The sequence below is a fragment of the Mesorhizobium sp. B4-1-4 genome (assembly GCF_006439395.2).
Classification (GTDB): domain Bacteria; phylum Pseudomonadota; class Alphaproteobacteria; order Rhizobiales; family Rhizobiaceae; genus Mesorhizobium.
Genome location: NZ_CP083950.1, coordinates 577,383 through 603,234, shown reverse-complemented (window position 1 = coordinate 603,234; position 25,852 = coordinate 577,383). Strand labels below are relative to the sequence as shown.

At 65.1% G+C, this 25,852-nt stretch carries 27 protein-coding genes; 19 read left to right on the top strand and 8 right to left on the bottom strand.

The features are described 5' to 3' along the window. Nucleotides 1-3 precede the first annotated feature (3 nt). From FJW03_RS02675 to FJW03_RS02650, 6 genes are read left to right on the top strand one after another with little or no spacing between them, the layout of a single operon-like run. Complete coding sequence (locus FJW03_RS02675) at nucleotides 4-747, top strand: ABC transporter ATP-binding protein (RefSeq protein ID WP_140760544.1); 744 nt, start codon at nucleotides 4-6, stop codon at nucleotides 745-747. Continuing rightward, nucleotides 744-1,469: an ABC transporter ATP-binding protein gene (locus FJW03_RS02670; RefSeq protein ID WP_140760542.1), complete on the top strand. Its 726-nt coding sequence runs from the start codon at nucleotides 744-746 to the stop codon at nucleotides 1,467-1,469. The genes FJW03_RS02675 and FJW03_RS02670 overlap by 4 nt, the downstream gene beginning before the upstream one ends. Further along, complete coding sequence (locus FJW03_RS02665; protein ID WP_140760540.1) at nucleotides 1,466-2,362, top strand: branched-chain amino acid ABC transporter permease; 897 nt, start codon at nucleotides 1,466-1,468, stop codon at nucleotides 2,360-2,362. Before FJW03_RS02670 ends, FJW03_RS02665 begins: the two co-directional genes overlap by 4 nt. Beyond that, a complete protein-coding gene (locus tag FJW03_RS02660) occupies nucleotides 2,359-3,432 on the top strand; it encodes a branched-chain amino acid ABC transporter permease (protein WP_140607384.1) in 1,074 nt (357 codons plus the stop codon). The genes FJW03_RS02665 and FJW03_RS02660 overlap by 4 nt, the downstream gene beginning before the upstream one ends. Before the next feature lie 2 nt (nucleotides 3,433-3,434). Then, a complete protein-coding gene (locus FJW03_RS02655; RefSeq protein ID WP_140760823.1) occupies nucleotides 3,435-4,220 on the top strand; it encodes a coniferyl-alcohol dehydrogenase in 786 nt (261 codons plus the stop codon). Between the two features lie 42 nt (nucleotides 4,221-4,262). After that, a complete protein-coding gene (locus FJW03_RS02650) occupies nucleotides 4,263-5,708 on the top strand; it encodes an aldehyde dehydrogenase (protein WP_140607385.1) in 1,446 nt (481 codons plus the stop codon). 27 nt (nucleotides 5,709-5,735) lie between these two features. Here FJW03_RS02650 and FJW03_RS02645 read toward each other — a convergent pair whose 3' ends face one another. Then, nucleotides 5,736-6,650 carry an aldose 1-epimerase gene (locus FJW03_RS02645; RefSeq protein WP_140607386.1) on the bottom strand — a complete coding sequence of 305 codons (915 nt, stop codon included), beginning with the start codon at nucleotides 6,648-6,650 and terminating at the stop codon, nucleotides 5,736-5,738. 107 nt (nucleotides 6,651-6,757) lie between these two features. Between FJW03_RS02645 and FJW03_RS02640 the strand changes: the two genes are divergently transcribed. The 8 genes from FJW03_RS02640 (at nucleotide 6,758) to FJW03_RS02605 (ending at nucleotide 14,968) form a co-directional block, all read left to right on the top strand. Further along, nucleotides 6,758-7,501 carry a FadR/GntR family transcriptional regulator gene (locus FJW03_RS02640; RefSeq protein ID WP_140696497.1) on the top strand — a complete coding sequence of 248 codons (744 nt, stop codon included), beginning with the start codon at nucleotides 6,758-6,760 and terminating at the stop codon, nucleotides 7,499-7,501. Further along, the gene (locus tag FJW03_RS02635) at nucleotides 7,498-9,225 is read left to right on the top strand and encodes an IlvD/Edd family dehydratase (protein WP_140760538.1); all 1,728 of its coding nucleotides are present in this window, start codon (nucleotides 7,498-7,500) and stop codon (nucleotides 9,223-9,225) included. Before FJW03_RS02640 ends, FJW03_RS02635 begins: the two co-directional genes overlap by 4 nt. An 11-nt stretch (nucleotides 9,226-9,236) precedes the next feature. After that, nucleotides 9,237-10,016: an SDR family NAD(P)-dependent oxidoreductase gene (locus FJW03_RS02630; protein WP_140760536.1), complete on the top strand. Its 780-nt coding sequence runs from the start codon at nucleotides 9,237-9,239 to the stop codon at nucleotides 10,014-10,016. Between the two features lie 32 nt (nucleotides 10,017-10,048). Beyond that, nucleotides 10,049-11,047 (top strand): AraD1 family protein, encoded by a 999-nt coding sequence (gene araD1 / locus FJW03_RS02625; RefSeq protein ID WP_140760533.1) that lies wholly within the window; start codon nucleotides 10,049-10,051, stop codon nucleotides 11,045-11,047. A 52-nt stretch (nucleotides 11,048-11,099) separates the two neighbouring features. Continuing rightward, complete coding sequence (locus FJW03_RS02620) at nucleotides 11,100-12,125, top strand: ABC transporter substrate-binding protein (protein ID WP_140760531.1); 1,026 nt, start codon at nucleotides 11,100-11,102, stop codon at nucleotides 12,123-12,125. A 73-nt stretch (nucleotides 12,126-12,198) separates the two neighbouring features. Further along, nucleotides 12,199-13,302 carry an ABC transporter ATP-binding protein gene (locus tag FJW03_RS02615; protein ID WP_140760528.1) on the top strand — a complete coding sequence of 368 codons (1,104 nt, stop codon included), beginning with the start codon at nucleotides 12,199-12,201 and terminating at the stop codon, nucleotides 13,300-13,302. Then, the gene (locus FJW03_RS02610) at nucleotides 13,299-14,171 is read left to right on the top strand and encodes an ABC transporter permease (RefSeq protein WP_140760525.1); all 873 of its coding nucleotides are present in this window, start codon (nucleotides 13,299-13,301) and stop codon (nucleotides 14,169-14,171) included. Before FJW03_RS02615 ends, FJW03_RS02610 begins: the two co-directional genes overlap by 4 nt. Beyond that, complete coding sequence (locus FJW03_RS02605) at nucleotides 14,168-14,968, top strand: ABC transporter permease (RefSeq protein ID WP_140760522.1); 801 nt, start codon at nucleotides 14,168-14,170, stop codon at nucleotides 14,966-14,968. Before FJW03_RS02610 ends, FJW03_RS02605 begins: the two co-directional genes overlap by 4 nt. Before the next feature lie 37 nt (nucleotides 14,969-15,005). Here the strand turns inward: FJW03_RS02605 and FJW03_RS02600 are convergent, their stop codons facing one another. The 7 genes from FJW03_RS02600 to FJW03_RS02570 form a co-directional block, all read right to left on the bottom strand. Beyond that, nucleotides 15,006-16,388 carry an FAD-binding oxidoreductase gene (locus FJW03_RS02600; protein ID WP_140760519.1) on the bottom strand — a complete coding sequence of 461 codons (1,383 nt, stop codon included), beginning with the start codon at nucleotides 16,386-16,388 and terminating at the stop codon, nucleotides 15,006-15,008. A 226-nt stretch (nucleotides 16,389-16,614) separates the two neighbouring features. Further along, the gene (locus FJW03_RS02595; protein ID WP_140760516.1) at nucleotides 16,615-17,874 is read right to left on the bottom strand and encodes an ABC transporter substrate-binding protein; all 1,260 of its coding nucleotides are present in this window, start codon (nucleotides 17,872-17,874) and stop codon (nucleotides 16,615-16,617) included. A 47-nt stretch (nucleotides 17,875-17,921) separates the two neighbouring features. Beyond that, nucleotides 17,922-18,344, bottom strand: coding sequence for a hypothetical protein (locus FJW03_RS02590; RefSeq protein ID WP_140760513.1), 423 nt, complete (start codon nucleotides 18,342-18,344; stop codon nucleotides 17,922-17,924). 4 nt (nucleotides 18,345-18,348) lie between these two features. After that, nucleotides 18,349-19,404: an aldo/keto reductase gene (locus FJW03_RS02585; RefSeq protein ID WP_140760510.1), complete on the bottom strand. Its 1,056-nt coding sequence runs from the start codon at nucleotides 19,402-19,404 to the stop codon at nucleotides 18,349-18,351. Next, nucleotides 19,401-19,754, bottom strand: a complete 354-nt coding sequence (locus FJW03_RS02580) for a TIGR04076 family protein (RefSeq protein WP_140760507.1) — start codon at nucleotides 19,752-19,754, stop codon at nucleotides 19,401-19,403. Before FJW03_RS02580 ends, FJW03_RS02585 begins: the two co-directional genes overlap by 4 nt. Before the next feature lies 1 nt (nucleotide 19,755). Then, nucleotides 19,756-20,238, bottom strand: a complete 483-nt coding sequence (locus FJW03_RS02575; RefSeq protein ID WP_140760504.1) for a DUF3830 family protein — start codon at nucleotides 20,236-20,238, stop codon at nucleotides 19,756-19,758. After that, on the bottom strand, nucleotides 20,235-20,969 hold the full coding sequence (locus tag FJW03_RS02570) for a GntR family transcriptional regulator (RefSeq protein WP_140760501.1): 735 nt from the start codon (nucleotides 20,967-20,969) through the stop codon (nucleotides 20,235-20,237). The genes FJW03_RS02575 and FJW03_RS02570 overlap by 4 nt, the downstream gene beginning before the upstream one ends. A gap of 127 nt (nucleotides 20,970-21,096) precedes the next feature. Here FJW03_RS02570 and FJW03_RS02565 point away from each other — a divergent pair, with 127 nt between their 5' ends. From FJW03_RS02565 to FJW03_RS02545, 5 genes are read left to right on the top strand one after another with little or no spacing between them, the layout of a single operon-like run. Then, on the top strand, nucleotides 21,097-21,897 hold the full coding sequence (locus FJW03_RS02565) for an ABC transporter ATP-binding protein (protein ID WP_140760498.1): 801 nt from the start codon (nucleotides 21,097-21,099) through the stop codon (nucleotides 21,895-21,897). Continuing rightward, the gene (locus tag FJW03_RS02560) at nucleotides 21,894-22,661 is read left to right on the top strand and encodes an ABC transporter ATP-binding protein (protein WP_140760495.1); all 768 of its coding nucleotides are present in this window, start codon (nucleotides 21,894-21,896) and stop codon (nucleotides 22,659-22,661) included. Before FJW03_RS02565 ends, FJW03_RS02560 begins: the two co-directional genes overlap by 4 nt. Then, nucleotides 22,658-23,566 carry a branched-chain amino acid ABC transporter permease gene (locus FJW03_RS02555; RefSeq protein ID WP_140607404.1) on the top strand — a complete coding sequence of 303 codons (909 nt, stop codon included), beginning with the start codon at nucleotides 22,658-22,660 and terminating at the stop codon, nucleotides 23,564-23,566. Before FJW03_RS02560 ends, FJW03_RS02555 begins: the two co-directional genes overlap by 4 nt. Beyond that, nucleotides 23,563-24,546, top strand: coding sequence for a branched-chain amino acid ABC transporter permease (locus tag FJW03_RS02550; RefSeq protein ID WP_181165507.1), 984 nt, complete (start codon nucleotides 23,563-23,565; stop codon nucleotides 24,544-24,546). The genes FJW03_RS02555 and FJW03_RS02550 overlap by 4 nt, the downstream gene beginning before the upstream one ends. After that, nucleotides 24,543-25,847 (top strand): NAD(P)/FAD-dependent oxidoreductase, encoded by a 1,305-nt coding sequence (locus FJW03_RS02545; RefSeq protein ID WP_140760493.1) that lies wholly within the window; start codon nucleotides 24,543-24,545, stop codon nucleotides 25,845-25,847. The genes FJW03_RS02550 and FJW03_RS02545 overlap by 4 nt, the downstream gene beginning before the upstream one ends. Nucleotides 25,848-25,852: the final 5 nt, after the last annotated feature.

The following is a 25,852-nucleotide window of genomic DNA, read 5'->3' as shown; positions in this document are numbered from 1 at the left end:
GCCCTGGTGACCCATCCGCAACAACAGGCGTTCCTCAGTGCCAATGGGATCCACAAGCGCTTCGGCGCGCTTGTGGTGCTGGACGCCGTCGATTTCACCATGGCAGCCGACGAGGCCGTCGGCATTGTCGGCCCGAACGGAGCCGGCAAGACCACGCTGCTCAGCGTGCTTGCCGGCGCCTTTCCGCCCAGTTCGGGCACGGTCAGCTTCAAGGGCGGTGATGTGACGGCGCTGCCGGCGACAGGGCGTTGCCGGCTCGGCCTTGTGCGCACGCACCAGGTGCCGAAACCGTTCAGCGGCATGACCACTTTCGAAAATGTCTTCGTCGCCGCGTCGCATGGCGCCGGGCTCGGCCGCGACGAAGCCTATGAGGAGGCGCTCGGTTCGCTGAGACTTTGCGGCATGCTGGGCGTTGCCAACCGGCGAGCCGAGACGCTTGGCCTGCTCGACCGCAAGCGACTGGAACTGGCGCGGGCGCTGGCGGCCAGGCCGATGCTGCTGCTTCTGGACGAGATCGGCGGCGGCCTGACCGATGCAGAAGCGGGCGAGCTCGTCGACACGATCAAGGAGTTGCGCCGGCGCAAGATCGGCATCGTCTGGATCGAGCACATCGTGCACATCCTGCTGCAGGTGGCCGAGCGGCTGATCTGCATGGACGCGGGAACGATCATCGCCGACGGCGATCCGCAAACGGTCATGGCCGATCCGCGGGTGGTCCACGCCTATCTCGGCGGAGGCCCGAAATGAGCCTGCTGTCGGTCGAGAACCTGGTTGTCCGGCACGGCCTGCTGCAGGCGGTGCGCGGCGTGAGCTTCAGCATCGAGCGCGGCGAGACGCTGGCGCTGGTCGGCGCCAATGGCGCCGGCAAGACGACGCTGCTGCGGGCGATTGCCGGCGCGCACCAGCCCGCCGCCGGGCGGGTGCTGCTGGACGGCGCCGATCTTACCGGCGTGCCGCCGCATAGGCGCGTCGGCATGGGCATCGCACTGGTACCGGAGGGGCGAAAACTGTTCGTGCAGATGACGGTTGAAGAAAACCTGCTGCTCGGCAGGACCGCTCGCCGGCCGGGCGACTGGAGTGTCGACAGGGTGCTGGAGATGTTCCCAAACCTGAAGCCGCGCAGGCATGCCCAGACAGGCCATCTCTCGGGCGGCGAACAGCAGGCGACGGCGATCGGCCGGGCGCTGATGAGCAATCCGGACGTGCTGCTGCTCGACGAGGTTTCGCTCGGCCTGTCGCCGGCAATCGTCGACCGCGTCTACGCGGCGCTCCAGGGGCTGATCGCTTCCGGCACGACGATCATCCTGGTCGAGCAGGATCTCAACCGCGCGCTCGCGGTCTCCGACAGGGTCATCTGCATGCTCGAAGGGCGTGTCGCGCTCGAAGGGCCAAGCAAGGAGGTTTCGCGCGACGAGGTGACAAAAGCCTATTTCGGTCTGCATCGGAAAAGCGGGAACGTTCCGGCATGAGCAACCAGATCATCCAGGGCATTCTGCTCGGCGGCTATTACGCGCTGATCGCCTGCGGTCTGTCCTTCATGTTCTCAGTGATGCGCATCATCAACCTCGCCCATGGCAGCCTCGCCGTGTTCGCCGCCTTTGCGCTGTGGCTGCTCGCCTCGCGATTCCATGTCTCGCCATTTCTGGGCCTGCTCATCGTGCTGCCATTGATGGCGGCAATCGGCTGGGCGCTGCAGCGCTTCCTGCTCGAGCGCAGCGCGCGCGGCGGCGCGCTGCTGCCGATCCTGACCACGTTCGGCCTCGCCATCGTCGTCGACAACATGCTGTTCGAGCAGTTCGGCGCCGACACGCGTTCGCTGGCGCCCTATATCGGCAGCCTCTCCTACGATTCATGGGAATGGCCGGGCGGCATCTATGTCGGCAAGCTCGCCGTGATCATGTTCGCCACCGCGGTGATCCTGCTTGGCGGGTTGCAGCTGTTCCTGACCCGCACAAGGCTTGGCCGTTCGATCCGCGCCACATCGGAAGACCCCGACACCGCCGGGCTGGTCGGCGTCGATGCGCGCCGCGCCAATGCCATTGCAGCGGCCATCGCCATGGTCACGGTCGGCCTTGCCGGCGCCTTCCTCGGCATGCGCGCCACTTTCGATCCCTATGCCGGCGCACCGCAATTGCTGTTTGCTTTCGAAGCCGCGGTGATCGGCGGCGCCGGTTCGCTATGGGGAACGCTGATCGGCGGCATCGTGCTGGCGCTTGCCCAGACACTCGGCGCGCAGGTGCATCCGCAAGGCTTCCTCATCGGTGGTCACGCCGTCTTCCTCGTCGTGCTGTTCGTGCGGCTGTCCGCCTCGGGCCAGGGCCTGCGCGGCCTGTTGCGCTTGCCTTCCCGGAGAGCGCCATGAGCGCCTCCGCCCCCATGCCAGTCATCGAGCGCGGCACGACGACGTCGCGGATCGCCGCGATCGCGGCCACACTCGTCATCGCACTGCTCGCGGTCGCGCCACAATTCCTGTCGGCCGGCGCGGTCGACCGCATGACGGCGCTGTTCATCTATGTGATCCTGGCGGCGATGTGGAACGCGCTGGCCGGCTTCGGCGGGCTGGTCTCGGTCGGGCAGCAGGTGTTCTTCGGGCTCGGCGCCTATTTCGCCATCCGGCTGGCCGATGCCGGGCTCAACCCTTTCGCCGCGCTTTTCGTTTCCGCAATCGTTGTCGGCGCGGTTTCCTGGCCGCTGTCGCTGTTCATGCTGCGGCTCAAGAACGGCGAGTTCGCCATCGGCATGTGGGTGATCGCGGCCCTGACGCATCTCCTGGTCAATCTCGACCGGCTGGTGCAGGGCGAAACCGGCACCTCGCTGATCTCGCTCAATGTCTACGACGCCGGCACCAGGCGGGTGACGATCTACTGGCTGGCGCTGGCATCGATGACCGCCCTGCTCGCCGTCCTTTTCGGCTTGCTGCGCGGCAGCACGGGGGCCGCGATCCGCGCCATCCGCGACAATGAGGATGCCGCCGCTTCGGTCGGCGTGCGCGTCACCGGCACCAAGCGGCTGCTGTTTGTGCTCGCCGCCTTCGGGATCGGCATTGCCGGTGCCTTGTGGCTGGCGACCTCCATCACCTTCCAGCCGAAGACCTACTTCAACGTCCAGTGGACCGCCTACATGATCTTCATGGTGCTGGTCGGCGGCATCGGCACCTTCGAGGGCGCCATTTTGGGCGCGCTGGTGTTCTTCCTCATCGAGACATGGTTCGGCGGCACCGGCGTCTGGTATCTCGTCGGCCTCGGCGCCACGGCGGTGCTGTTCTCGCTGTTCCTGCCGCGCGGCCTGTGGGGAACGATCGAGGAGCGCTTTGGCCTGCGCCTGCTGCCGGTCGGCTACCGCGTCAGGCTTCCCGAGAACCCGGCAGCGCCGGCCGACGATGGCATTGCATCTTCGACGCGGCAAACCACACAGCATCAGGAGAAGGCATGACCATGCTTTTCGGCAAGACGATCCTCATCACCGGCGTCGCCTCCGGCATCGGCGCACGCACGGCGGAACTCGCCGGCCAGTTCGGCGCGGATGTGATCGGCGTCGATGTGCGCGAGCCGGCTGCATCGGTCGGCAGTTTCGTCAAGGCCGACATCTCGTCGAAGGCGGGCGTCGACGATCTCATCGCGCGCCTGCCGCGGCGGCTCGATGCGCTTTGCAACGTGGCCGGCCTCTCCGGCAATACCGGCGCGGTGTCGACGCTGGCCGTCAACTTCTTCGGGCTGCGTGCACTTTCCGAAGGCCTCGCGCCCAGGCTTCGCGAAGGTGGCGCGATCGTCAATGTCGCCTCGATCGCCGGCTATGGCTGGCGCGCCAATCTCAACCGCGCCGCTTCGATGGTCGGCATCGAAGGCTTTCCCGACGTCGCCAAGGTGGTAGCCGATCACGCGGTCAGAAACGAGGAAGCCTATCCCGTTTCAAAGGAATTGCTGCTCTTGTGGACCTTTCGCGCGGCGCATCAGGATCTATTCAAACGCCGTGGCATCCGCGTCAATGCTGTGAGCCCAGGGCCGGTCGAGACGCCGATCCTGAAACAGTTCCGCACCGTGCTTGGCGATGCCCGCGTCGACAGCGACATTGCCAGGGTCGGTCGCGCCGGAACATCGGGCGATATCGCGCCCGTCGTGCTGTTCCTGTGCTCGGATGGCGCGCGCTGGATCAATGGCGCCAACGTGCCCGTTGATGGCGGGCTCGAAGCATCGATCAATGCCGAAGCGCTCGGCTTCTAACACGCTACTTGTAAGGCTCCATCGAGAGCGAGGGAGAGAACAATGGATATCGGACTTCTGATCGACGGCGATGAAAGGGCGGCAACAGGCTCGGCTTCCTACGAACGCCTGGACCCTTTCACCGGCAGGCTGGCGACACGCGCCGCCGCTGCCAGTGTGGCCGATGCCAACGCAGCCGTCGAAGCCGCTGCCGCCGCTTTTCCGGCATGGTCGAAAACCGGCCCCGGCGAACGCCGCGCCTTGCTGTCAAAGGCTGCCGATGTGATGGCCTCCAAGGTCGATGAATTCACCAGGCTGATGATGGAAGAGACTGGCGCCACTGGCCCCTGGGCCGGCTTCAATGTCATGCTGGCAGCCAACATGCTGCGCGAGGCAGCCGCCATGACGACGCAGATTTCGGGCGAGATCATCCCCTCCGACAAGCCGGGGACGCTCGCCATGGCAATCCGCCAACCCGCGGGTGTATGCCTCGGAATCGCGCCATGGAACGCGCCGGTCATCCTCGGCACACGCGCCGTGGCGATGCCGATCGCCTGCGGCAATACGGTGGTGCTGAAGGCCTCCGAACTATGCCCCGGCACGCACCGGCTGATCGGCCAGGTGCTGGTCGAGGCCGGGCTGCCGAAGGGCGTCATCAATGTCGTCACCAACGATCCGAAGGACGCCGCCGCCATCGTCGAGACACTGGTCGCGCACCCGGCCGTCAGGCGCGTGAACTTCACCGGCTCGACCAAGGTCGGCCGCATCATCGCGGAGCTCGCCGGACGGCATCTCAAGCCGGTGCTGCTCGAGCTTGGCGGCAAGGCGCCGCTGATCGTGCTCGACGATGCCGACATCGACGCCGCGGTTAATGCCGCGGCGTTCGGCGCCTTCATGCACCAGGGCCAGATCTGCATGTCGACCGAACGGCTGATCGTCGATGAAAAGATCGCCGACGAGTTCGTGGCCAAGCTTGCCGCCCGTGCTTCGAAACTGCCGGCCGGCGATCCGCGCGGCCATGTCGTCCTGGGCTCCCTGATCAGCAGCCAGGCGGCCGACAAGATGGAGGAACTGGTCGCCGACGCGCTCGGCCAGGATGCCTCCCTGGCGGCGGGCGGCAAGCGCAGCGGAACTGTCGTGGAAGCGACGGTGCTTGATCATGTCACTCCGTCGATGCGCGTCTACGCGGAAGAATCCTTTGGGCCGGTCAAGCCGGTCATCCGCGTCAAAGGCGAGGACGAGGCGGTGCGCGTTGCCAACGATACGGAATACGGCCTGTCGTCTGCGGTCTTCAGCCGCGACATAAGGCGCGCCATGGCGGTCGCCGCCCGCATCCAGGCCGGCATCTGCCACATCAATGGTCCAACCGTTGGCGACGAGGCGCAGATGCCGTTCGGCGGCGTGAAGGGCTCCGGCTATGGCCGTTTCGGCGGCAAGGCCTCGATCGCCGAATTTACCGACCTGCGTTGGGTTACGATCGAGGATCCGGGCCAGCATTATCCGTTCTGACCCGCCCCCGCCTTGAGCTACCGAGCGTCAAATAGCCAGTGAGGGCGTGAAGCGAACGCTGGCGGATCGCATCTGACCGGGCGCCAGCACGATGCGGCCGGTCTCCTCGCCGCCTGGCCGGTTGAAGGCATCGGTGATGTTGCTGACCGGCTCGGCGCAAAAATACGGCTCGCCCGGCGGCGTATAGAGGACCAGGAAATCGAGCGGCGCCTCGGCCTCGATGTCCAGTTGCCGTCCCTGCTCCGGCCAGGAGATCCGGGCGCGGCGGGTCCATCCGGTGAAGACCGTGTCGAAGTCCAGCTCCGACACGTCAAAGCCAGTGGACGGATCGGCCCCCGCCGGCGGCAGGACGTGGCGCGTTGGCAAGACCTCCGCATCCGTTTCCCACATGCCGGACACCGGCGCCTGGATGTGCGTCCACGGCGTCGACGGAAAATAGGGATGGAGCCCGAAGCCGAGCGGCATCGGTGCATCCGACAGATTGCGCACCGTGACGGTCACGCAAAGCCTGCCGTCGGCCAGCAAGATTTCCTGCTCGGCCTCATAGCTCCATGGCCAGGAATCGGCGGTGTGGCGATAGCGCAAGACAACCGCGCCAGCTTCGTGCCGCGCGACAGTCCATGGCCTGCGCCAACCATGGCCATGCTCATGATGCGGATCGTCAGGGGCCGTCGGCAGCTCAACGATGCGTCCGGCGAATTCGAAGCGGCCGCCCCTTATGCGGTTGGAGTAGGGCACGAGCGGAAAGCAGGCCATGGCGCCCGCATCGCGGCGATCGATCGCCGCCGGATCCGCCGGGCGTAGCCAATCCACGGCAGCGTCATTTCGCCACCAGCGATACGACGCCAGCGCGCCGCCGGTGGCCGGAGCAATCTCTGCCGTCGCTAGGCCGTCGCCGATCGAGACCAGCTCCGTGTGCCGCCCGGTGGAATTCTTTGTCATCGCCATTCCCCTCCCTTGACTCCCGTCGCCATCCCTTTAAAACATATCATATGAATAGTATGAAGAATAAAAAATCCTTTAGCACGGCGCGGACGTCGAGGGTCGCGGTGGCAGTCTCCAGCGGCTCCACCGCGCTGCACGCCACCGTCGTCGAGCAGATCGGCTTGCGCATCGTGCAGGGCGACTTCCTGCCTGGCGAGGCCCTGCCCAACGCCGACGATTCCAGCGAGATGCTGGGCGTCAGCCGCACGGTGCTACGCGAGGCGATCAAGGTTCTGGCCGGCAAGGGGCTCGTCGAATCGCGGCCGAAGACCGGCACACGCGTGCGCCCGCGATCCGACTGGAATTTCCTCGATCCGGATGTTCTGTCGTGGCGCTATGCCGGCGGCGTCAGCGCCGAGGACGTTCGCGCCCTGTTCGAGCTGCGCCGCGCCATCGAACCCATGTCGGCAGCGCTCGCCGCCCAGCGGGCAACCCCGGCGCAGATCGCCGAAATCCGCGCCGCGCTGGCCGAGATGGAAGCGGTGAGCGACGATGGCGACCGCTTCGCCAAGCCCGACCTGGTGTTCCACCAGACGATCCTGCGCATGACCGGCAACGAGTTGATCGGCTCGCTGGCAGCACTCGTCGAAACCGCATTGGTAATGAGCTTTCGGCTCTCCAACGACAATCCGGAAGGGCAGCGCCATTCCTTGCCGCTGCACCGCGAGGTGGCCGAGAAGATCGCCGCCGGTGACGCGCCCGGCGCGCAAAGGGCACTGCTGGTGCTCATCGACAATGCCGAGGACGACGTGCGCCGCAGCGTCGAGAACCGCAACAAACGCCGCAATGATCGGGGCCAGCAATCGTGACCGAGACCAAACGTAAACTGCGGTCCGAAGCCTGGTTCGGCGGTGAGGGCAAGAACGCCTTCATGCACCGCAGCTGGATGAAGAATCAGGGCATACCCGCCGATGCCTTTGACGGCCGCCCGGTGATCGGCATCTGCAACACCTGGTCGGAACTGACCCCCTGCAATGCCCACCTGCGGGCGCTCGCCGATCACGTCAAGCGCGGCGTCTATGAAGCCGGCGGCCTGCCGCTGGAGTTTCCGGTGATGTCGCTGGGCGAGAGCAATATGCGCCCCACCGCCATGCTGTTTCGCAACCTCGTCAGCATGGATGTCGAGGAATCCATCCGCGGCAATCCGATCGACGGCGTGATCCTGCTTGTCGGCTGCGACAAGACCACGCCGGCGCTGCTGATGGGTGCGGCGTCCTGCAACCTGCCGACGATCGCGGTCTCCGGCGGGCCGATGCTCAACGGCAAGTTCCGCGGGCAGGATATCGGCTCGGGCACCCATGTCTGGAAATTCGCCGAGGATGTGAAGGCCGGCCGCATGCAGGTCGCCGACTTCCTCTCAGCCGAGCAGGGTCAGAGCCGGTCGGCGGGCAGCTGCATGACGATGGGCACGGCGTCGACCATGGCCAGCATGGTCGAGGCGCTCGGCATCGGCATGCCGGACAATGCCGCGATACCGGCGGTGGATTCGCGCCGTGGGGTGCTTGCCCAACTGGCCGGGCGCCAGATCGTCGACCTGGTCCGCCGCGACGTGACGATTTCGCAGATCCTCACCAGGCAAGCTTTCGAGAATGCCATCCGCGTCAACGGCGCCATCGGCGGTTCGACCAATGCGGTTCTGCACCTGATCGCCATTGCCAACCGGGTTGGTGTCGATCTCGGCCTCGAGGATTGGGACCGCCTTGGCCGCGACGTTCCGACCATTGTCGACCTGATGCCGTCGGGACGGTTCCTGATGGAAGATTTCTACTATGCCGGGGGGCTAGCTGCGGTCATGGCGTCGCTTGATGAAGTGGGGCTTCTTCATCGTGACGCCATGACCGTCAGCGACAAGACGATCGGCGAATTGATCGATGGCGCCTCCAATTACAACCGCGAGGTCATCCGGCCGCTGAGCGAGCCGCTGACCAAGGAAGGCGGCATCTCGATCCTGCGCGGCAATCTGGCGCCCAATGGGGCGGTCATCAAACCGTCGGCGGCAACGCCCGAACTGATGCAGCATCGCGGCAAGGCGGTCGTCTTCGAGAACATCGAACATTACTACGCCCGCATCGACGATCCGGGTCTGGATATCGACGCCTCGTCGGTGATGGTGCTGAAGAACTGCGGACCGCGCGGTTATCCCGGAATGGCTGAGGTCGGCAACATGCCGCTGCCGGCCAAGCTGCTCAAGCAAGGCGTCTCCGACATGGTTCGCATTTCGGACGCGCGCATGAGCGGCACCGCCTACGGAACAGTCGTACTGCATGTGGCGCCCGAGGCCGCAGCGGGCGGCGCGCTTGCCCTGGTGCGCGACGGCGATCTCATCGAGCTCGATGTCGCCGGCCGCCGGCTGGAGTTGCTGGTATCGGACGAGGAACTGGCGATCCGCCGTCGCGACTGGAAGCCGCCGGCGCCGCCTCAAGGCGGCTATCAGAGCCTCTATGTCGAGCGCGTGCTGCAGGCCGACAAGGGTTGCGACTTCGACTTCCTCGTCGGCCGGCGTGACGCTGGCATCCCCCGGCATTCCCACTAGAGAGGCACGCGATGACGGATCAGATCGGCGGCTACGCGACCTACCCCAGCCTCAAAGGCCGCAGCGTCTTCATAACCGGTGGCGGCAGCGGCATCGGCGAAAGCCTGGTGCGCCATTTCTGCGCACAAGGCAGCCGCGTCGCCTTCGTCGACCTGGCGGAGGAGCCTTCACGGCGCCTGGTCGAGGCGATCGCGGCCGAGGGGCATGCCGCGCCGCTGTTCATTCCCTGCGACTTGCGCAATGTCGAGGAGCTGCAGGCAGCCACGGCGCAGGCGGCTGCACAAAACGGCCCGATCCAGGCGCTGTGCAACAATGCCGGCAATGACGACCGCCACCAGACCAAGGACGTGACACCAGCCTATTGGGACGACCGCATGGCGGTCAATCTGCGCCACCAGTTCTTCGCGGCCCAGGCCGTGAGGCCGCAGATGAGCGCGCAGGGCGGCGGCTCGATCATCAATTTCGGCTCCATCACCTGGATGGTCGGCGATCCCGATTGCCCGGCCTATGTCACCGCGAAAGCCGCGGTCTACGGCATGACGCGGGCGCTGGCCCGCGAACTCGGCCCCGAGCGCATCCGCGTCAATTGCATGGTGCCCGGCTGGGTAATGACCGAGCGCCAGATGCGCCTGTGGCTGAACCCGGCTGGTGAGCGCCAGATCGAGGAGAGGCAGTGCCTGCCCGACAGGCTGCAGCCCTCCGATATCGCGCGCATGGCGCTGTTCCTCGCGGCCGACGACAGCCGCATGTGCACAAGCCAGCAATTCATCGTCGACGGGGGCTGGGTGTGACCCGGACGGCACCGAAAGAGGAAGGGAATTTCATGCGTCTTGTTCAATTCAAAATGCCGGATGGCAGCAGGCGGGTCGGCCGCGTATCCAAGGATGGCGACCACCTGCATCCGCTCAAGGGAACGACCACCGTCCTGGAACTGGCGGAAGCCGCGATCGCGCGTGGCGTGTCCATCGCAGCGCTCGTCGAGGAGCGCACGACGGTGGAACAGGTCGACTACGACCAACTGTTGAATGGAGGCAGCGTGCTGGCTCCGGTCGATCATCCGGAACCGGCGCGTTTCCTGGTCACCGGCACCGGCCTGACCCACACCGGAAGTGCCGCCGCGCGCAACCAGATGCATGTGCTAACCCATGGCGAAGGCGCCGCGGAATCCGATTCGCTGAAGATCTTTCGCATGGGGTTGGAGGGAGGCAAGCCCGGTGCTGGCAAGATCGGCATCCAGCCCGAATGGTTCTTCAAGGGCATCGGCACCTGTGTCGTGCCGCCCGGCGCGCCGCTGCCGATGCCGGCATTCGCAAAGGCCGGAGCCGAGGAAGCCGAGATCGTCGGGCTTTATCTCAACGGACCGGACGGCCATCCCTATCGCCTCGGCTATGCGCTCGGAAACGAATATTCCGACCACGTGACGGAGGGCGAGAACTACCTTTATCTCGCCCATTCCAAGCTCCGTTCCTGCTCGATCGGCCCGGAACTGCTGATCGGTGATCTGCCGGAAGAAGTGCGCGGCCATTCCCGCATCACGCGCAACGGCGCGGTCATCTGGGAACAAGAGTTCCTGTCGGGCGAGGCACACATGTCGCACTCGATCGTCAATCTCGAACACTACCATTTCCGCTACCCGATGCATCGCCGGCCAGGCGACCTGCACGCCTATTTCTTCGGCGCGGCGGTGATGAGCTACGCCTCCGGCGTCCAGACGGCTCCCGGCGACGAGTATGAAATCCAGGCACCGACATTCGGCAAGCCACTGCGCAACCGGATGGTTTCGGTGCCGGACGAGGGACTGATTACCGTCACCCAGCTGTGACGGCAAAAGTCCGGAGCATACGGTCCACCAGAACGAAAATGGGAGATTAAAAATGGGACTGAAAAAACTGTTTCTGAAGATGGCGGCGATCGGGCTCGGCATCGGCCTGATGACATCGGCGGCACTGGCCGCGAACCTGCGGGTGCTGGCCTGGGACGGCTACGCGGATGCCGACTGGGTCAAGGACTTCACCGCCAAGACCGGCATTGGCGTCGATGTCGTGTTCATCGGCAGCGACGACGAGATCTGGGCCAAGATCAAGGGCAGCGAAGGGCAGGACTTCGACGTCTTCGCCGTCAACACCGCCCAGTTGCAGCGCTACATCAAGGCCGACCTGGTCTCGCCGATCGACGTGACCAAGCTGCCCAACCAGAAGGAGGTGCTGCCGCGTTTCCGTGACCTGAGCACGGTGAGCGGCGTCACCAAGGACGGCAAGGTCTACGGCATCCCGTTCTGTTTCGACTCCATCGGGCTGATCTACGACACCGACAAGGTCAAGCCGGCGCCGACCTCGATGTCGGTGCTGTGGGATCCGGCTTACAAGGGCAAGATCCTCGCCTACGACAATGGCGAGCACAATTTCTCGTTTACCGCGCTGACGCTCGGCTACAAGGATCCGTTCAACCTGAGCGCCGAGCAGATGGCGGCGGTCAAGGCCAAGCTGGTCGAGCTCAAGCGCAATGTGCTGAGCTTCTACACCACCGCCGACGAGGCGCAGCAGATCTACCAGAACAACGACGTTGCGCTGATCTGGGCCAATTACGGCCAGCAGCAGGTCAAGGCGCTACAGAAGATCGGCGCCCATGTCGCCTACATTAACCCGAGCGAAGGCGCGCTCGCGTGGCTCGACAATTGGGTGATCTCCAAGGGCGTCCGCGACAATGCGGCGGCCGAGAAATGGATCGACTTCATGCTGAGCAAGAAGGTCAGCGGCGAGCTTTCCGAGCGCACCGGCTTCGGCAACACAGTGGTCGAGACGAGCAGCGCCGGCGGCAACGACAAGCTGGTCTGGCTCAACAATGTCGAAGACCCGCTCAAGCGTTCGGACATGTGGAACGAGGTCAAGGCAACGCCCTGATTTCGCTGCCCCAACTTCGAAGACCCGGCGGTCCGGACGTTCCGGACCGCCGAAGCGTAAGCGAGAGCATGCCATGAACCAGAACACCGACCTGCTGACGCTGCGGTCCGTCTCGAAATCCTACGGCCCGGTGCCCGTGCTGCACGACATCGACCTGTCGATCCGGGACGGTGAGTTCCTCACCGTCCTTGGACCGTCGGGTTCGGGCAAGACCACGGTCCTGCGGCTGATCGGCGGGCTGGAGCCGCTGACAGCCGGCGAGATCCGCCTTGAGGGCGAGGACATCAGCCGCATGCCGATCAACCGGCGGCCGTTCAACACCGTGTTCCAGGATTATGCACTGTTCCCGCATATGACCGTTTCCGGCAATGTCGGCTATGGGCTTTCGGTGCGCCATATCCAGCGCAAGGAGATCGCGCGCCGCGTCGCTGAGGCTCTCGAGCTGGTGCAGCTCGGGCGCTTCGCCGATCGCTTCCCGGCACAGCTCTCGGGCGGCCAGCGCCAGCGCGTCGCGCTCGCCCGGGCGCTGATCTGCCAGCCGCGGCTGATCCTGCTCGACGAGCCGCTCGCCGCGCTCGATCTTGAGCTGCGCCGGCAGATGCAGGAATTCCTGAAATCCATCCAGCGCGAGATCAAGACCACCTTCCTGTTCGTCACCCACGACCAGGAGGAAGCCATCGGCATGGCCGACCGGATCTGCGTCATGCAGGCTGGCCATATCCGCCAGCTCGGCACACCGCACGAGCTTTACTACAAGCCGAACTGCGAGTTCGTGGCGCGCTTCTTCGGCGAGAACAATCTGGTCGCCGGAAAGCTCGGGCCGGTCCAGGGCGAGCAGCGGCCGATCGAGACGGCACTTGGGCGCCTGGTCTGCTCGATCAGCGGCCAGCCGCATCTGAAGGCCGCGCCGGATGGCGCCAGCGCCTTCGCGGCGTTCCGTCCCGAGGCCTTGCGCATTGCCGATTGCGCCGACGGCGACAACCACCTTTCCGGCACGATCGCCGATCTGGCCTTCGCCGGCTCGTCGACGGTCGCCACGGTCATGGCGGGGACGGACAATGCCACGCAACGCCTGCGGCTACGGATGCCGAGCCGGATCGACGGCAGCGCGCTGAAATCCGGCGAGGCGGTCTCGCTTTCCTTCGCGCCGCATGAAGGCCATCTGGTGCTGGCATGAGCAAGGCCGGCTCGACACACACTGAGCAAGGGCACCTGTCGCTGCTGGTAACGGTGCTGGCTTTTGCCCTGCCGGTGATCTTTATCCTCGTGCCGCTGGCGATCTTCCTGATCTATAGTTTCTTCAGCGTCGACCAGGGCACGATCGTCTACGCGCCCACACTTGGCAACTATGTCAGGTTCTTCACCGACCCGATCTTTCTGCCGGTGTTCTGGAACACCATCGTGCTGTGTGTTTCGGTGGCCATCATCTGCATCCTGCTCGCCTATCCGGCCGCCTATTTCCTGACGACCCTGAAAGGGCGGTGGCGCTATGCCTTGCTGATGCTGCTCCTGGTGCCGCTCTTGATGAGCTACGTCATCAAGATCTATGCGATCCGCAGCATCCTCGGCCTTAACGGGTTCCTCAACAAGGCGCTGGTGGCGACCGGCACCCTTGAGCAGCCGTCGACGCTTTTCGTGTTCAACATGAACGCCATCCTTTTGACGCTGAGCCTGCTTCTGATCCCTTTCGCCATCCTGCCGATCTTCCTGTCGCTGGAACGGATCCCGCAGACCCTGCTGCGCGCCTCGGACGACCTTGGCGCGAGCGGCTTGCAGACGTTCCTGCGCATCACCTTGCCGCTCAGTCTTCCCGGTGTCGCCTCGGCGGCGAGCTTCGTCTTCGTGCTGGCGATCGGCGATTTCCTGACGCCGCAGATGGTCGGCGGCATCAGCGGCTTCACCTTCGGCCGCATCCTCTATAGCCAGTTCGGCACAGCCTATAACTGGCCGTTCGGCGCGGCGCTCTCGGTGGCGCTTGCGATCGTGGTGATCTGCGCAATCCTCATCGGCGAACGGTTCGGACGCAGCCGGGGGACCTCGATATGAGCGCCCTGCCCCGGCCTTCCACCCTCTTCCTGGCCGCGATCACGACGTTGGTCGCCGTGCTGCTCTACAGCCCGCTATTCGTGCCGATCGTATCGTCGTTCTTCACCATCTCGCATGGCGATGTCGACTGGTCGTCGCCGACGCTTTCTACCTATCGGACGCTGGCTGGAAACCACGACATACTAGCCGCCCTGCGCACCACGCTGATCGTCGGCCTGTGCACCGTCGTGCTCTCGGTAGTCAGCGGCACGCTGCTGGCGCTCTACTATCACGGCCGCCGGTCAGGACGTTCGGTGCTGCAGTTCATCATCTTCCTGCCGTTCCTGATGCCGCCGATCATCAGCGGCCTGGCGCTGCTGATCTTCTTCCGCGAGATCGGCCTCGAACGCTCGCTACTGACAGTCATCATCGGACATACCGTCTTCGTGCTGGCGATCGTCTATCGCACCGTGCTGATGCGGCTGCAGTCGATGAGCCGCACGCTGGTCGAAGCATCCTACGATCTCGGTGCCACCGGCTGGCAGACCTTCTGGCGCGTCATCCTGCCGAACCTGTCGAGCGCCATGGTCGGCGGCGCCATCCTGGCCTTCGCCCTGTCGTTCGACGAAACGATGATCACCATTCTGGTCACCGGCACGCAAAGCACGCTGCCGGTCAGGCTGTGGGCGATGATGCGGCTTGGCTTCTCGCCCGACATCAATGCGCTGGTGGCGCTGATCCTGATGTTCACCGTGCTGCTCTGCGTACTCGCCGCCCGTTTTCTGATCCCCAGGCAGATGGCGACGGAACGGGCCTGAGTTACCGAGCACCTGTCATCGCGGTAAGGCAGTCGGGTTAAAGATCGAAGATCCGTCCCGGATTGAGGATGTTCTTCGGGTCCAGCGCTGTCTTCAGCCGCCGCATCGTGGCGATTTCGGCCTCGCCGCGCACCAGATGCAGCCACTGCTTCTTGTCGAGGCCGATGCCGTGCTCGGCCGAAACGCCGCCTCCCGCCGCCGCCACGCCGCGATAGATGATGCCATATGCCGCCGCCGGGTCCGCCGTCAGGACCTGATAGTGCAGGTTGCCGTCGCCGAGATGGCCGAAGACATAGATGTCGGCGCTGGGATCGACGGCATGAATGGCGGCGTCCGCTTCCCGCAGGAAGGCGCCCATGCGCGCCAACGGGATGCTGATGTCGACGCCGATCAGGCCTTTGATCGAAAACAGGACACGATTGGCGTCCTCCCGCACGTCCCAGAGCGCACGGAATTCGCGCGGCGATTGCGAGACGACCACATCGTCGACCACGCCGTCCTCGACCGCCTGCATCAGAACCTCGGCGAAGCGCCCGCCGTCGCGTTCGGGCTCGCTGCCCTGGATCTCGGCCAACACATAGACCGGTGAGCCGGCCGGCAATGGTGCCGGCATGGCCATGCTGCCGACCATGACGTCATAAAGCGGCGCGAAGTTGACCTCATAGGCGGAAAGTAGCGGGCCGAGCTTTTGTCGTAGCAGCCCAAGCAACGCGATCGCCGCATCGAGCGAAGGCAGCGCGCAGAAGGCGTTCACCTCGGATGCCGGTTTGGGATGCAGCCTGAGCGCGGCGCGGGTGACGACGCCAAGCGTGCCTTCCGCGCCGATGAAGAGCTGGCCGAGGTCGTAGCCGGAATTATCCTTGGGCAGGCCCTTGAGCGACGTCAGCACGCTGCCATCGGCGAGCACGGCCTCCAGCCCCAGCACCTGCGCCCGGTACATGCCGTAGCGCAGCACGCGGATGCCGCCGGCATTGGTCGCGATATTGCCGCCGACAGTGGCCGAACCACGCGCGCCGATGTCGACGCCGAACATCAATCCGGCGCCATCGGCTGCCTCCTGCACCACCTGCAGCGTCGCGCCCGCTTCGGCGACGATGCTGGCGGCCTGAACGTCCGGAGCGGCAAGGCCGGTCATGCGCTCCAGCGACAGCACGATCTCGCCCGGCTGGACGCGCGCGCCACCAGCCAGCCCGGTGCGTCCGCCATGGACGACGACCGGCTGGCCGACAGCGTTGCACCCGGCAAGTGCTGCCGCGACACCAACGGTATCGCGTGGGCGTAGCACCACTTCGGGAAGGACGCCAAGCTTGCCGTCGGGATCGTCGCGATAGCGCTGGTCCACCTCGGAGCCAGCGAGCACGCCGCCCGCGCCCAGCCGATCGCCAAGGGCGGACAGAAGTCGTTCCGTTTCAGGCGACATCGAGCTCAGGCGTCCGTGCGGCGAGAGAGGTCGTCTCGACCAGCAGGATGGTCCGATGATGATCCTTGTTCAACACGCTCGCCACCCTTCAACTTCGGCCGACCGACCTTATTCGTCATCGCCCGCCATGCAAGCGATATCGGCTTGTCCGCAAGCGACGGGACGAAACCTCCTACCGGCATCAATCTCGAAGAGACGAGATCGATGCCGGTAGGATGTTATCTGCTTACTGCAGCTTGGCCTGCAAGGCGTTGACATCGTCGGTGGTCATTTCACCGTCGGTGGTTACCTTGCCGTCGACAATCCTCCACAGCCGGAACGGACCGGTGATGTCGCCGAATTTGTCGAAGGCGACCGGACCGATAACGCCTTCATAGCGGATCGGCTTGCCGTCCTTGATCAGGCCGAGCGCCTTGGCGAACTCCTCCTTGCCGGCAAAGATCGGCGTGCCGGCGGGGTCGACCGCCTTGTACATGGCATCCCTGATCTTGGCCGGATCCTCGGAGCCGGCAATGGCGATGGCCAGTCCGACAATGGCGCCGGCATCGTAGGACCGGTCGGCCGCCGGGTTCGACGGCTCGATGCCGGAGAATGCCTTGTAGTTCTTGGTGAAATACTCGGTCGATGCGGTCGGGCTGGTGCCGGACGAGGTGCCATAGGCGTCCTTCAGGTAATCGGCGCCGACCGACTCGATGAAGTCAGGGCTGTTCATGCCGTCATTGAGCAGGAATTTCTGCACGCCGCCCTGCGAAATCCAGGTGCGGGCGATGGTGGCGCCATCGACCGGCGTGCTGACCAGATAGAGCCCGTCCGGCTCGCCTCCCATCGCCGCCGTGACCTCGGAAGCATAGCTCGACTGCTTCTCGTTGTAGGGCGTGTCGGAGACGATGGTGCCGCCGAGCGCTTTATAGGCGCGCGAGAATTCGGCAACCATGTTGACGCCGAAGTCGTTGTTGACGTGGATGATCGCCAGCTTCTTGAAGCCCCTGTCGATGGCGTATTTGGCCGCGGCCACACCCTGCAGCGCGTCCGAGGTGATGGTGCGGAAGAAGATGCCGTTGGTCTTGCCCTCCCGACCGAGCGCGGTCAGCGTTGGCGAGGACGACGCCGGCGAGACCTGGACGATCTTGGCCGGCGCGGTGACCGAGGTCAGGATCGGGATCGACACCGAGGAGATGATGCCGCCGATGATGACCGGCACCTTCTTGACCTGAACCAGTTGGGTCGCGGCGTCGACTGCGATGTTGCCCTGGCTCTGGCTGTCGCGCGTGTCGGTCGCAAGGTCACAGCCGCGCACGCCGCCGGCGTCGTTGATGTCGCGGAAAGCCATTTCGACCGACTTGGCGCCGGCTTGGCCGTACTCGCCGGCGGGGCCGGTCAGTTCCATGACGAGGCCAACGGTGATCTTGCAGTCGGCGGCCTGCGCGGCACTGGCAATCGTGACGAGAGCGAGCGCGGTGGTGAGTTGGAGTATCGTCTTTCTCATTGTTGTTCCCCTTGAGTTACACGAACTGGTTTGACGTCTGGAAAGTGTCAGTGTTCCGGCACCTGCAGCCAGGTTTCATGCAGATGCCGCCATTGGACGCCATTGGGCGCCGATGAACTGGTGGTGAAAACGGCACTCGACTGGCGGCGGCTATGCTTGCCGCCGCGCAACTGCGCCTCGACATAAAGGACGACGATCGTATCGCTGCCCTGCCAGCCGGGCTTGATGTCCTCGATCAAGATGGCGAAGCCGTCGTCGCATGTGGCGCGGCTGGAGCGGACGTGGTCAACCACGGCGTCACGATCGAGGATCTGGCCGCCTGGTGCGATCATGGTCAAGCCTTCGCCCATGGCGGCTTCGAAGCGGCCGAAATCCGCTTTGTCGGCGCGCGCGGCGACGAACCAGTCGGCGAAGAAGCGGTGCAGGTCGATGACTTCAGCGCTGGCTTGCGAAAATAGCCTGTCGTTCATTGCCTCACACCCGGCCCGCATTGAGATTGTAGTGCATGATCGAACCGTGCCGGCCATTGCGGTCACGCTCCAGCGTGTAGACGTCGCCCTCAAGGCCGGCACCCTGCGCTATGACGGCAGCAATCCGCGCGCGGTCATCGGCATCGAGTTCGATATCCATGATCTTAGCGTTGGCCAGCGCGTGCGCCTGGTTGCGGGCACCGACGATGACGGCGGCCACTTGCGGCTGCTCCAGCACCCAGGCGCTGGCGATGGTGGCGATGTCGACGCCGTGGCGATCACCTACGATCTTCAACGCCTGAAGCAGTCGCTGGAACAGGTCCCAGCCGCCGAAATCGTCGATGATCAGCTTGTATTTGACCAGCGAGCGGTTTTCGAGCGGCGTGGCGGGTTCGGCCACACCGAGCCATCTGTCGCTGAGGAAGCCGCCTGCCACCGAGCCGTAGCAGAGGAAGCTGACGCCGTTTGTCTTCGCAAGTGCGGCGAGGCTGTGCGCAGGCCGCTGGTCGAGGACCGAATATTGCAGCTGCTGGCTGACCAGCGGGATGCCGGCGGCCAGGATTTCGGCGAGCCGAGGCGTGTCGAAATTGGTGGTGCCGAGATTGCGCACCTTGCCCTCGCGCCGAAGCTCGTCGAGCCAGCCCATCGCCTCGACATAGCGAGGCTGCGCATAGTCCCACCAGTGGAACTGCACGAGATCGAGCCGCTCGGTCTTCAGCCTGCGCAGCGACTGATCGACGATGCCCCTGATATAGTCGCGGCTGATGCCGGCCAGCCGTTCCAGATCTGGCACCAGCTTGGTATGCACCTTCATCCTGGCCGCCGCATCGAGGCCGCGCTCATTGGCCAGCCGCAGGCGGGCGGCGCCGATCAGCTCCTCGACGCCGGTGTAGATGTCGGCGCAATCATAAGTCCATATGCCGGCATCGAAAGTGGCGATCAGGTCGGTGACCGCCTGGCTGCGATCAACAGCGCCGTGACCGCCGGCGAGTTGCCAGCCACCGCGGATTACGCGCGAGATCGCGTAGCCTGGGCCGAGTTCGAAGGTCTTGGCGGTCATGTCGGGTCATTCTCCTTCGGCAGCGGCACGGCCGTGGTTTCGGCATGGCTGAACCGCCGCTTGGCCAGTCTGACGATCCGTAGCCGACTGGCGCAATTGGGATCGGGACAGGCGATCTCGGCGTCCGAGGTCATCCAGTCATTGGCGTGGGTCGGGCGCTGCTTTGCCGCAAGCAGCGGCAGCACGGCGGCGAGCGAATAGATCGAAAAGCCTTGTCCGGCCGGCATCGACAGCATCTCGCCCTTGAGTTCGAAATAGTCGCCGGCCTTGGCGCCGCAATAGATCGGCTTGCCTTCGGGGATGACCGCCTCGACGCGAAGATCGAAGAGTTCGAAACTATCGTCAGCCATGTCAGGCCCCCATCAGGCTGAAAGTGATATCGCAGGCGCCGGTGCGGCGGATGACGCCGCATGCGGCGGCGAACTGTTCGCGTTCCTCGGCAACCACCTGCGCCACCACGCTGCCGGCCAGCCAGCCGATCGGGAACAGAAGCCGCGCCCCTTGCCCGTAGAACAGGCCGATGTCGAAGATGGCATTGGGATTGCCGCCCCACATGCGCGGCGGCACGTAGGACAGCACGATATCTCCGGGCTGCGGCGTCAGCGTGGCGTTCTCCGCCGGCAGCGGCCGCGCATAGGCCTGCCCCTCGAGATCGGCTGATGGAACCGGACAGGAAATCTCAGGTCCGGTCCACATCGCGTGGATGCCTGGGACGGCGCGTGGCGTGGCGAGATACAATGTGAGGAAGTCTGCGTTTTCCGGCGCCTTCGCTGGCAGCAGCACAGCCGTGACGGAAAGCTTCGAGCGTGGCTCGGTGATCCGGATGGAGGTCATGTCTGATCTTTCCCAGCCGCGGATTGCAGCTTGCTTCGCAGGAAGGTGAAGGGCCGGCTGATGTCGGCGACCAGCGCGTCGCGCGCCGCCTGCGCGTTCTGCGTGGCCAGCGCCTCGACAATGCGGCGGTGATACTGCGCGGTGTCAACCTCACCGGCTTCCGAGAAGGCGTAGATGGCGACGCGGATGCATGGCCCCGATTGCAGCCACAGGCTCTCGATCATCGGGATCAGCACGGCCGAGCCGCAGGAGCGGTAAATCTCGAAGTGAAAGCTCTGGTTGAGTGTCACTTCGCGGTCGACATCCTTCTTGTGCTTCAGCGCCCGCATTTCGTCCCATTCGGCCAGAATGGTTTCGATGGTGGCGATCTGGCGCGGACCCATGCGGGCGGCGGCCAGCGCGATCGCCTCGCCCTCGATCAGGATGCGGGCCCGCAGGAGATCATCGAGGCGATCGAGCGTGATTGGCGGCACGCGCACCGAACGATTGGGCAACGCCTCCAGCGCCTTCTCCGTGATCAGCCGTCCGAGCGCCTCGCGCACCGGCATGGTCGAGGTAACCAGCGCATCGGCAAGCCCACGGATGGTCAGCACCTGGCTCGGTTCGAACAGGCCACCGATCAAGGCGCGCCGCAATTCGGAATAGACGCGATCCTGCACCGTTTCGCGGCCGACCGGCGCAAGCTGGGCCGCGATCGCCTCGTTGTTCTTTTCGACGGCAGCCTTTTGCATGGAATTCCGTTCTCGGCCCGTTTTCGGCTTGCGGAGGAAATTAAAGCCGAATATCGTGATCAAAGCAAGTGTGATCACAAATCAAAAATCAGGAGGCGGCGACGATCGTCTTCGGCCAGAGGGTCTGATGAGCGAGGCAGCCAGACGGCAAGGGCGAGAGACCCGTGCGCCGGTGCTGACGGCAAGGAACGTCGTGCGGCGTTTCGGCGGCCTCGTCGCCGTCAAGGATGTCTCGTTCGACGTCAAAGCAGGAGAAATCCTTGGTCTGATCGGGCCAAACGGAGCGGGCAAGACCACCATGTTCGACCTGCTGGCCGGCAGCATATTGCCGACCAGCGGCGACATCCTCCTGAACGGTACGCCCGTTTCCGGCGAAGCCGCTCACCTGCGCATCGGTCGCGGGCTCGGCCGTACCTTCCAGATTCCGCGCCCGCTGCCCAATCTGACGCTGATCGAAAACATCATGCTGGCGGCGCAGGGCCAGGCCGGCGAAAGGCTGCTCGCCAACTTCGTCACGCCGTGGCGGGTGGCGGCGCAGGAAAGAGCCGCCCGGACAAAGGCGCTCGAACTGCTGGAACTCGTCACCCTCACCCACCTCGCCCATCAGCCGGCGCGCGTGCTCTCGGGCGGCCAGCGCAAGCTGCTCGAACTCGCCCGCGTCATGATGGCCGACCCGGCGATCATCCTGCTCGATGAACCGGCGGCCGGCGTCAACGCGACGCTTCTGGAAGTCATCATCGACCGCATCCGCGACATCAATGCGCGCGGCATCACCTTCCTCTTGATCGAGCACAACATCGACATGGTGACGCGGCTCTGCCATCGCGTCCTCGTCATGGCGAGCGGCCAGTTGCTCAGCGAAGGCACGGCGGAAGAAGTCGCCCGCGATCCGCGCGTCATCGAGGCCTACCTCGGAGGCGCGGCGTGAGCGAGACTGTCCTCGATGTCCGTAATCTCGAAGCCGGCTACGAACCCGGCGTGCCGATCGTGCGCGGCGCTTCGATCACCGTGAGCAAGGGGGAGATCGTCGTCGTCCTCGGCCCCAATGGCGCCGGCAAGTCGAGCTTCATCAAGGCGATCGCCGGCCTCGTCCCGATAACCGGCGGCACGGTGTTGCTGGACGGCAAGGACATCACCGCAGCACCTGCCCATACCATGGTGCGGCTTGGCCTCGCCTTCGTGCCGCAGACCGAGAACATCTTTCCGCTGATGTCGGTCGAGGACAATCTCAGGGTCGCCTGCGGCATCCTCGAACGTCGCGAGATCCCTGCCCGCATCGAGGAAATGTATGCTGCCTTCCCAGACCTCGTCCGCCAGCGCCGCACGGCCGCCGGCAATCTGTCGGGAGGCCAACGGCAGATGCTGGCCGTCGCGCGGGCGCTGATCGTCCACCCCAAGGTGCTGGTGCTGGACGAACCGTCCGCCGGCCTGTCACCGAAATTCGTCTCCATGGTGTTCGAAATGCTGGCCGGCATCCGCAAGTCCGGCGTCACCATCCTGCTGGTCGAACAGAACGCCAAGGCAGCCCTTGCCATCGGCGACCGCGCCTATGTGCTGGTCGAGGGCAAGGACCGCCACGAGGGCGTCGCCTCCGAATTGTGGAACGACCCGGTCGTCGCCGAACTCTATCTCGGCCAGCGCCCGCTCAAGACGGAAAAGACGTCACAGGCCGGAAAGGGAGACGCGACATGAGCCTGCAGTTCATCGTCGACGGATTGCTGACCGGCTCGATGATCGGCCTCGGCGCCATCGGCGTGACGCTCACCTATTCGATCCTGCGTTTCTCCAACTTCGCCCATGGCGACTTCATGGCCTGGGGGACCTATGCGACACTGGCCGTGGTCAGCGCCATCGGCGCGACATTCGGCAAGGTGGCGCCGATCGCGCCGCTGTCCTTCGGCTGGCCGCTCATCGTTGCGCTGATCATTGGCATGGCATTCACCGCGCTGCTGGCGCTGCTGCTCGACAAGGTGCTGTTTTCGCGGCTGCGCTCTCAAGGCCAGGCGATCATCGTTGTGATGGCGAGTTTCGGCGCCTCCATGGCACTGCGGAGCCTGCTCGAATTCACCTTCACCTCGCGGCCGACCTATTTCAGCCGGGCCATCCAGATCGCCATGCCGGTTGGCTTCGGCATCCGCATCACGCCCGACCAGATCGCCTTGCTGCTGCTGACCGCTATCCTCGTGCTCGGCGTGCATCTGTTGATGACGCGCACGCAGACCGGCCGCTCGATGCAGGCCTTGAGCCAGAACGCGGCATTGGCGCGCATCGTCGGCATCGATGTCGCCAAGGTGGTGCGCGTCACCTGGATCGTCGGCGGCGCATTGGCCTGCGTGGCCGGCGTGATGATCGGCATTCTGGTGCAGATCCGCCCGTTCATGGGCTTCGACATGCTGCTGCCGATGTTCGCCGCCGCCATCCTCGGCGGTATCGGCAGCATCCCGGGTGCGGTGCTTGGCGGCCTGATCATCGGGCTCGCCGAAGCCGGCGCGGTGCAATTGATCGGCGCCGAATGGCGCGCCGCCGTCTCCTTCATGATCCTGATGGCGGTGCTGTTCGTGCGGCCGATCGGCCTCTTTGGCGTGAGGGAAAGATGATCGATCTCGTCGGCTACGGGGCCTTCTTCCTGACAACCGCGCTGATCTTCTCGCTGGTCACGCTGGGGCTCAATCTGCAATGGGGGCTGACCGGCCTGTTCAATGTCGGCCTCGCCGGCTTCGTCGCCATCGGCGCCTATACGTCCGCACTGCTGACCACGCCAGATGACGCCGCAAGACTGGGCGGCTTCGGCCTGCCTATCCTCGTCGGCTGGCTGGGCGCCATGATCGTCGGCGGCCTTGCCGCGGCGCTGACCGGCGTGGCCACGCTGCGCCTCAGGTCGGACTACCTGGCGATCACCACGTTCGGCGTCGCGGTGGTCGTACAACTGGTCGCGCTCAACGCACAGAAGCTGACCGGCGGGCCGTTCGGCATCGGTTTCGTCCCGCGTCCCTTCGGCAGCCTCGCCGAAACGCCGCTGCTGTTCAACCTGTCCAACCTTGCCGTCGTCTCGGCTGTCACGCTGATCGCCTATCTCGCCCTGGAGCATCTGTCACGCAGCCCGTGGGGCCGCGTGCTCAAGGCGCTGCGGGAGGACGAACGAGCGGCGATTTCGCTCGGCAAGAGCGCGCGCTTCTACCGCGTCCAGGCCTTTGCCGTCGGCGGCGCCATCATGGCGCTGGCCGGCGCGCTGCAGGCGCATTTCACCGGCTTCATCGCGCCGGACAATTATCTGCCGATCCTGACCTTCCAGGTCTGGGTGATGCTGATCGTCGGCGGCTCGGGCAGCAATCTCGGCGCCGTCATCGGCAGCATCCTGGTCTGGGCGATCTGGGCCGGGTCGGGCACGCTGACCAGCGTGCTGTTCCCGCCGGAGCAGCAGGCGCGCGCCGCCTCGCTGCAGATCGTCGCCATCGGCGTCATGCTTTGCGTCATCCTGCTGGTCCGGCCGAACGGGCTGTTCGGCGACAGGCCACGACGGCCACGTTTCGGCAAGCGGGCGAAGCTGGCCGCGGCCAAGAGCAGTTCCAACTCATGAATGCCGTGGTCCGGCAGGAGGCGCATGGCGCCTCGCTCTGGCACGCCATCAGCCGCAGCCCCCGCGAGCGGCCTGCCCTGCATGGCGAGATCGACGTCGACCTCGCCATTGTCGGCGGTGGTTTTTCCGGCCTTTCGACCGCCCTGCACGCCGCCGGAAAAGGCATCTCGGTCGCGGTTCTCGAAGCCGAGATCATCGCCTGGGGCGCGACGGGCCGGAATGCCGGTTTCGTCGTGCCGAACTTCGCCAAGATGGACCCTGACAGCATCCTCGCGCATCTCGGACCGGAGCGAGGCGAAAGGCTGATCGATTTCGCCGCCGGCAGTGCCGACCTTGTCTTCGGCCTGATCCGGCAGCACGGCATCGACTGCGACGCCGTACAGAGCGGCTGGATCCAGCCGGCGCACTCGGCGGCGGCCTTCGAAAAGGTCCAATCACGTGCGCAACAATGGGCCTTGCGGGGCCGGCCTGCCGTAACCCTGGATCGGCAGGAGGTGGAAGCGCTGACCGGCGCGCGCGGCTATGTCGGAGGATGGATGGACCGTTCGGGCGGCGTCATCAATCCGGTCGCCTATGCACGCGGGTTGGCCGATGCGGCGGAAAGGGCGGGCGCGCGGATTTTCGAGCGGACACGTGTGACGTCGGTTGATCGCATGGGCGATGGTTGGTCGCTGAAAACGCCATCGGGCTCAGTGCGCGCGGCCAAGGTGCTGATCGCCACAAACGCTTATGGCGGTCCGCTCTTTCAGACGCTGCAGCGGACCTATTTTCCGCTGAAAGTTTTCCAGATCGCGACAAGGCCCCTGCCACTCGAAACCCGCGCGCGCCTGCTTCCCGGCGGGCAGGGTGTCGGCGACACCAGGCGCAATCTCTTCACCTTCCGCTTCGATGCCGACAACCGACTGATCAGCGGCGGCATGCATATTCTGAGCGCCGGTGCCGACACGCGCGTTCCGCAAACGATCTGGCGGCGGCTCGCCGAGCACCTCGATCTGCCCGACCTGCCGCCGCTTGCCTATAGCTGGTCGGGAATGGCAGCGGTCGAACCGGATTTCCTGCCGCACATCCTGGATCTCGGCCCCGGCCTGATCGCCGGCCGTGCCTGCAATGGACGCGGCATCGCCATGACGACGGCGATGGGCAAGGTACTGGCCGATTGGGCCGCTGGAACCGACGCCGGCGACCTGCCGCTGCCTTTCGCGCCGCCGGCGCCGATCCCGTTCCACGCCCTGCTGCGGCATGCGCCCAACATGCTGCTCGGCTGGAGCATTCTGCGCGACCGGATGGACGAGACGGCATAAGCCGG

Bases quoted from the DNA above. Each gene is read 5' to 3' on its own strand.
- FJW03_RS02645 (WP_140607386.1), bottom strand. From the start codon at position 6,650: ATGACAAAGAATTCCACCGGGCGGCACACGGAGCTGGTCTCGATCGGC.
- FJW03_RS02575 (WP_140760504.1), bottom strand. From the start codon at position 20,238: ATGACCTCCATCCGGATCACCGAGCCACGCTCGAAGCTTTCCGTCACG.
- FJW03_RS02545 (WP_140760493.1), top strand. From the start codon at position 24,543: ATGAATGCCGTGGTCCGGCAGGAGGCGCATGGCGCCTCGCTCTGGCAC.
- FJW03_RS02610 (WP_140760525.1), top strand. From the start codon at position 13,299: ATGAGCAAGGCCGGCTCGACACACACTGAGCAAGGGCACCTGTCGCTG.
- araD1 (WP_140760533.1), top strand. From the start codon at position 10,049: ATGCGTCTTGTTCAATTCAAAATGCCGGATGGCAGCAGGCGGGTCGGC.
- FJW03_RS02570 (WP_140760501.1), bottom strand. From the start codon at position 20,969: ATGCAAAAGGCTGCCGTCGAAAAGAACAACGAGGCGATCGCGGCCCAG.
- FJW03_RS02565 (WP_140760498.1), top strand. From the start codon at position 21,097: ATGAGCGAGGCAGCCAGACGGCAAGGGCGAGAGACCCGTGCGCCGGTG.
- FJW03_RS02630 (WP_140760536.1), top strand. From the start codon at position 9,237: ATGACGGATCAGATCGGCGGCTACGCGACCTACCCCAGCCTCAAAGGC.
- FJW03_RS02650 (WP_140607385.1), top strand. From the start codon at position 4,263: ATGGATATCGGACTTCTGATCGACGGCGATGAAAGGGCGGCAACAGGC.
- FJW03_RS02605 (WP_140760522.1), top strand. From the start codon at position 14,168: ATGAGCGCCCTGCCCCGGCCTTCCACCCTCTTCCTGGCCGCGATCACG.
- FJW03_RS02615 (WP_140760528.1), top strand. From the start codon at position 12,199: ATGAACCAGAACACCGACCTGCTGACGCTGCGGTCCGTCTCGAAATCC.
- FJW03_RS02555 (WP_140607404.1), top strand. From the start codon at position 22,658: ATGAGCCTGCAGTTCATCGTCGACGGATTGCTGACCGGCTCGATGATC.
- FJW03_RS02655 (WP_140760823.1), top strand. From the start codon at position 3,435: ATGCTTTTCGGCAAGACGATCCTCATCACCGGCGTCGCCTCCGGCATC.
- FJW03_RS02670 (WP_140760542.1), top strand. From the start codon at position 744: ATGAGCCTGCTGTCGGTCGAGAACCTGGTTGTCCGGCACGGCCTGCTG.
- FJW03_RS02585 (WP_140760510.1), bottom strand. From the start codon at position 19,404: ATGACCGCCAAGACCTTCGAACTCGGCCCAGGCTACGCGATCTCGCGC.
- FJW03_RS02660 (WP_140607384.1), top strand. From the start codon at position 2,359: ATGAGCGCCTCCGCCCCCATGCCAGTCATCGAGCGCGGCACGACGACG.
- FJW03_RS02550 (WP_181165507.1), top strand. From the start codon at position 23,563: ATGATCGATCTCGTCGGCTACGGGGCCTTCTTCCTGACAACCGCGCTG.
- FJW03_RS02595 (WP_140760516.1), bottom strand. From the start codon at position 17,874: ATGAGAAAGACGATACTCCAACTCACCACCGCGCTCGCTCTCGTCACG.
- FJW03_RS02580 (WP_140760507.1), bottom strand. From the start codon at position 19,754: ATGGCTGACGATAGTTTCGAACTCTTCGATCTTCGCGTCGAGGCGGTC.
- FJW03_RS02665 (WP_140760540.1), top strand. From the start codon at position 1,466: ATGAGCAACCAGATCATCCAGGGCATTCTGCTCGGCGGCTATTACGCG.
- FJW03_RS02600 (WP_140760519.1), bottom strand. From the start codon at position 16,388: ATGTCGCCTGAAACGGAACGACTTCTGTCCGCCCTTGGCGATCGGCTG.
- FJW03_RS02590 (WP_140760513.1), bottom strand. From the start codon at position 18,344: ATGAACGACAGGCTATTTTCGCAAGCCAGCGCTGAAGTCATCGACCTG.
- FJW03_RS02620 (WP_140760531.1), top strand. From the start codon at position 11,100: ATGGGACTGAAAAAACTGTTTCTGAAGATGGCGGCGATCGGGCTCGGC.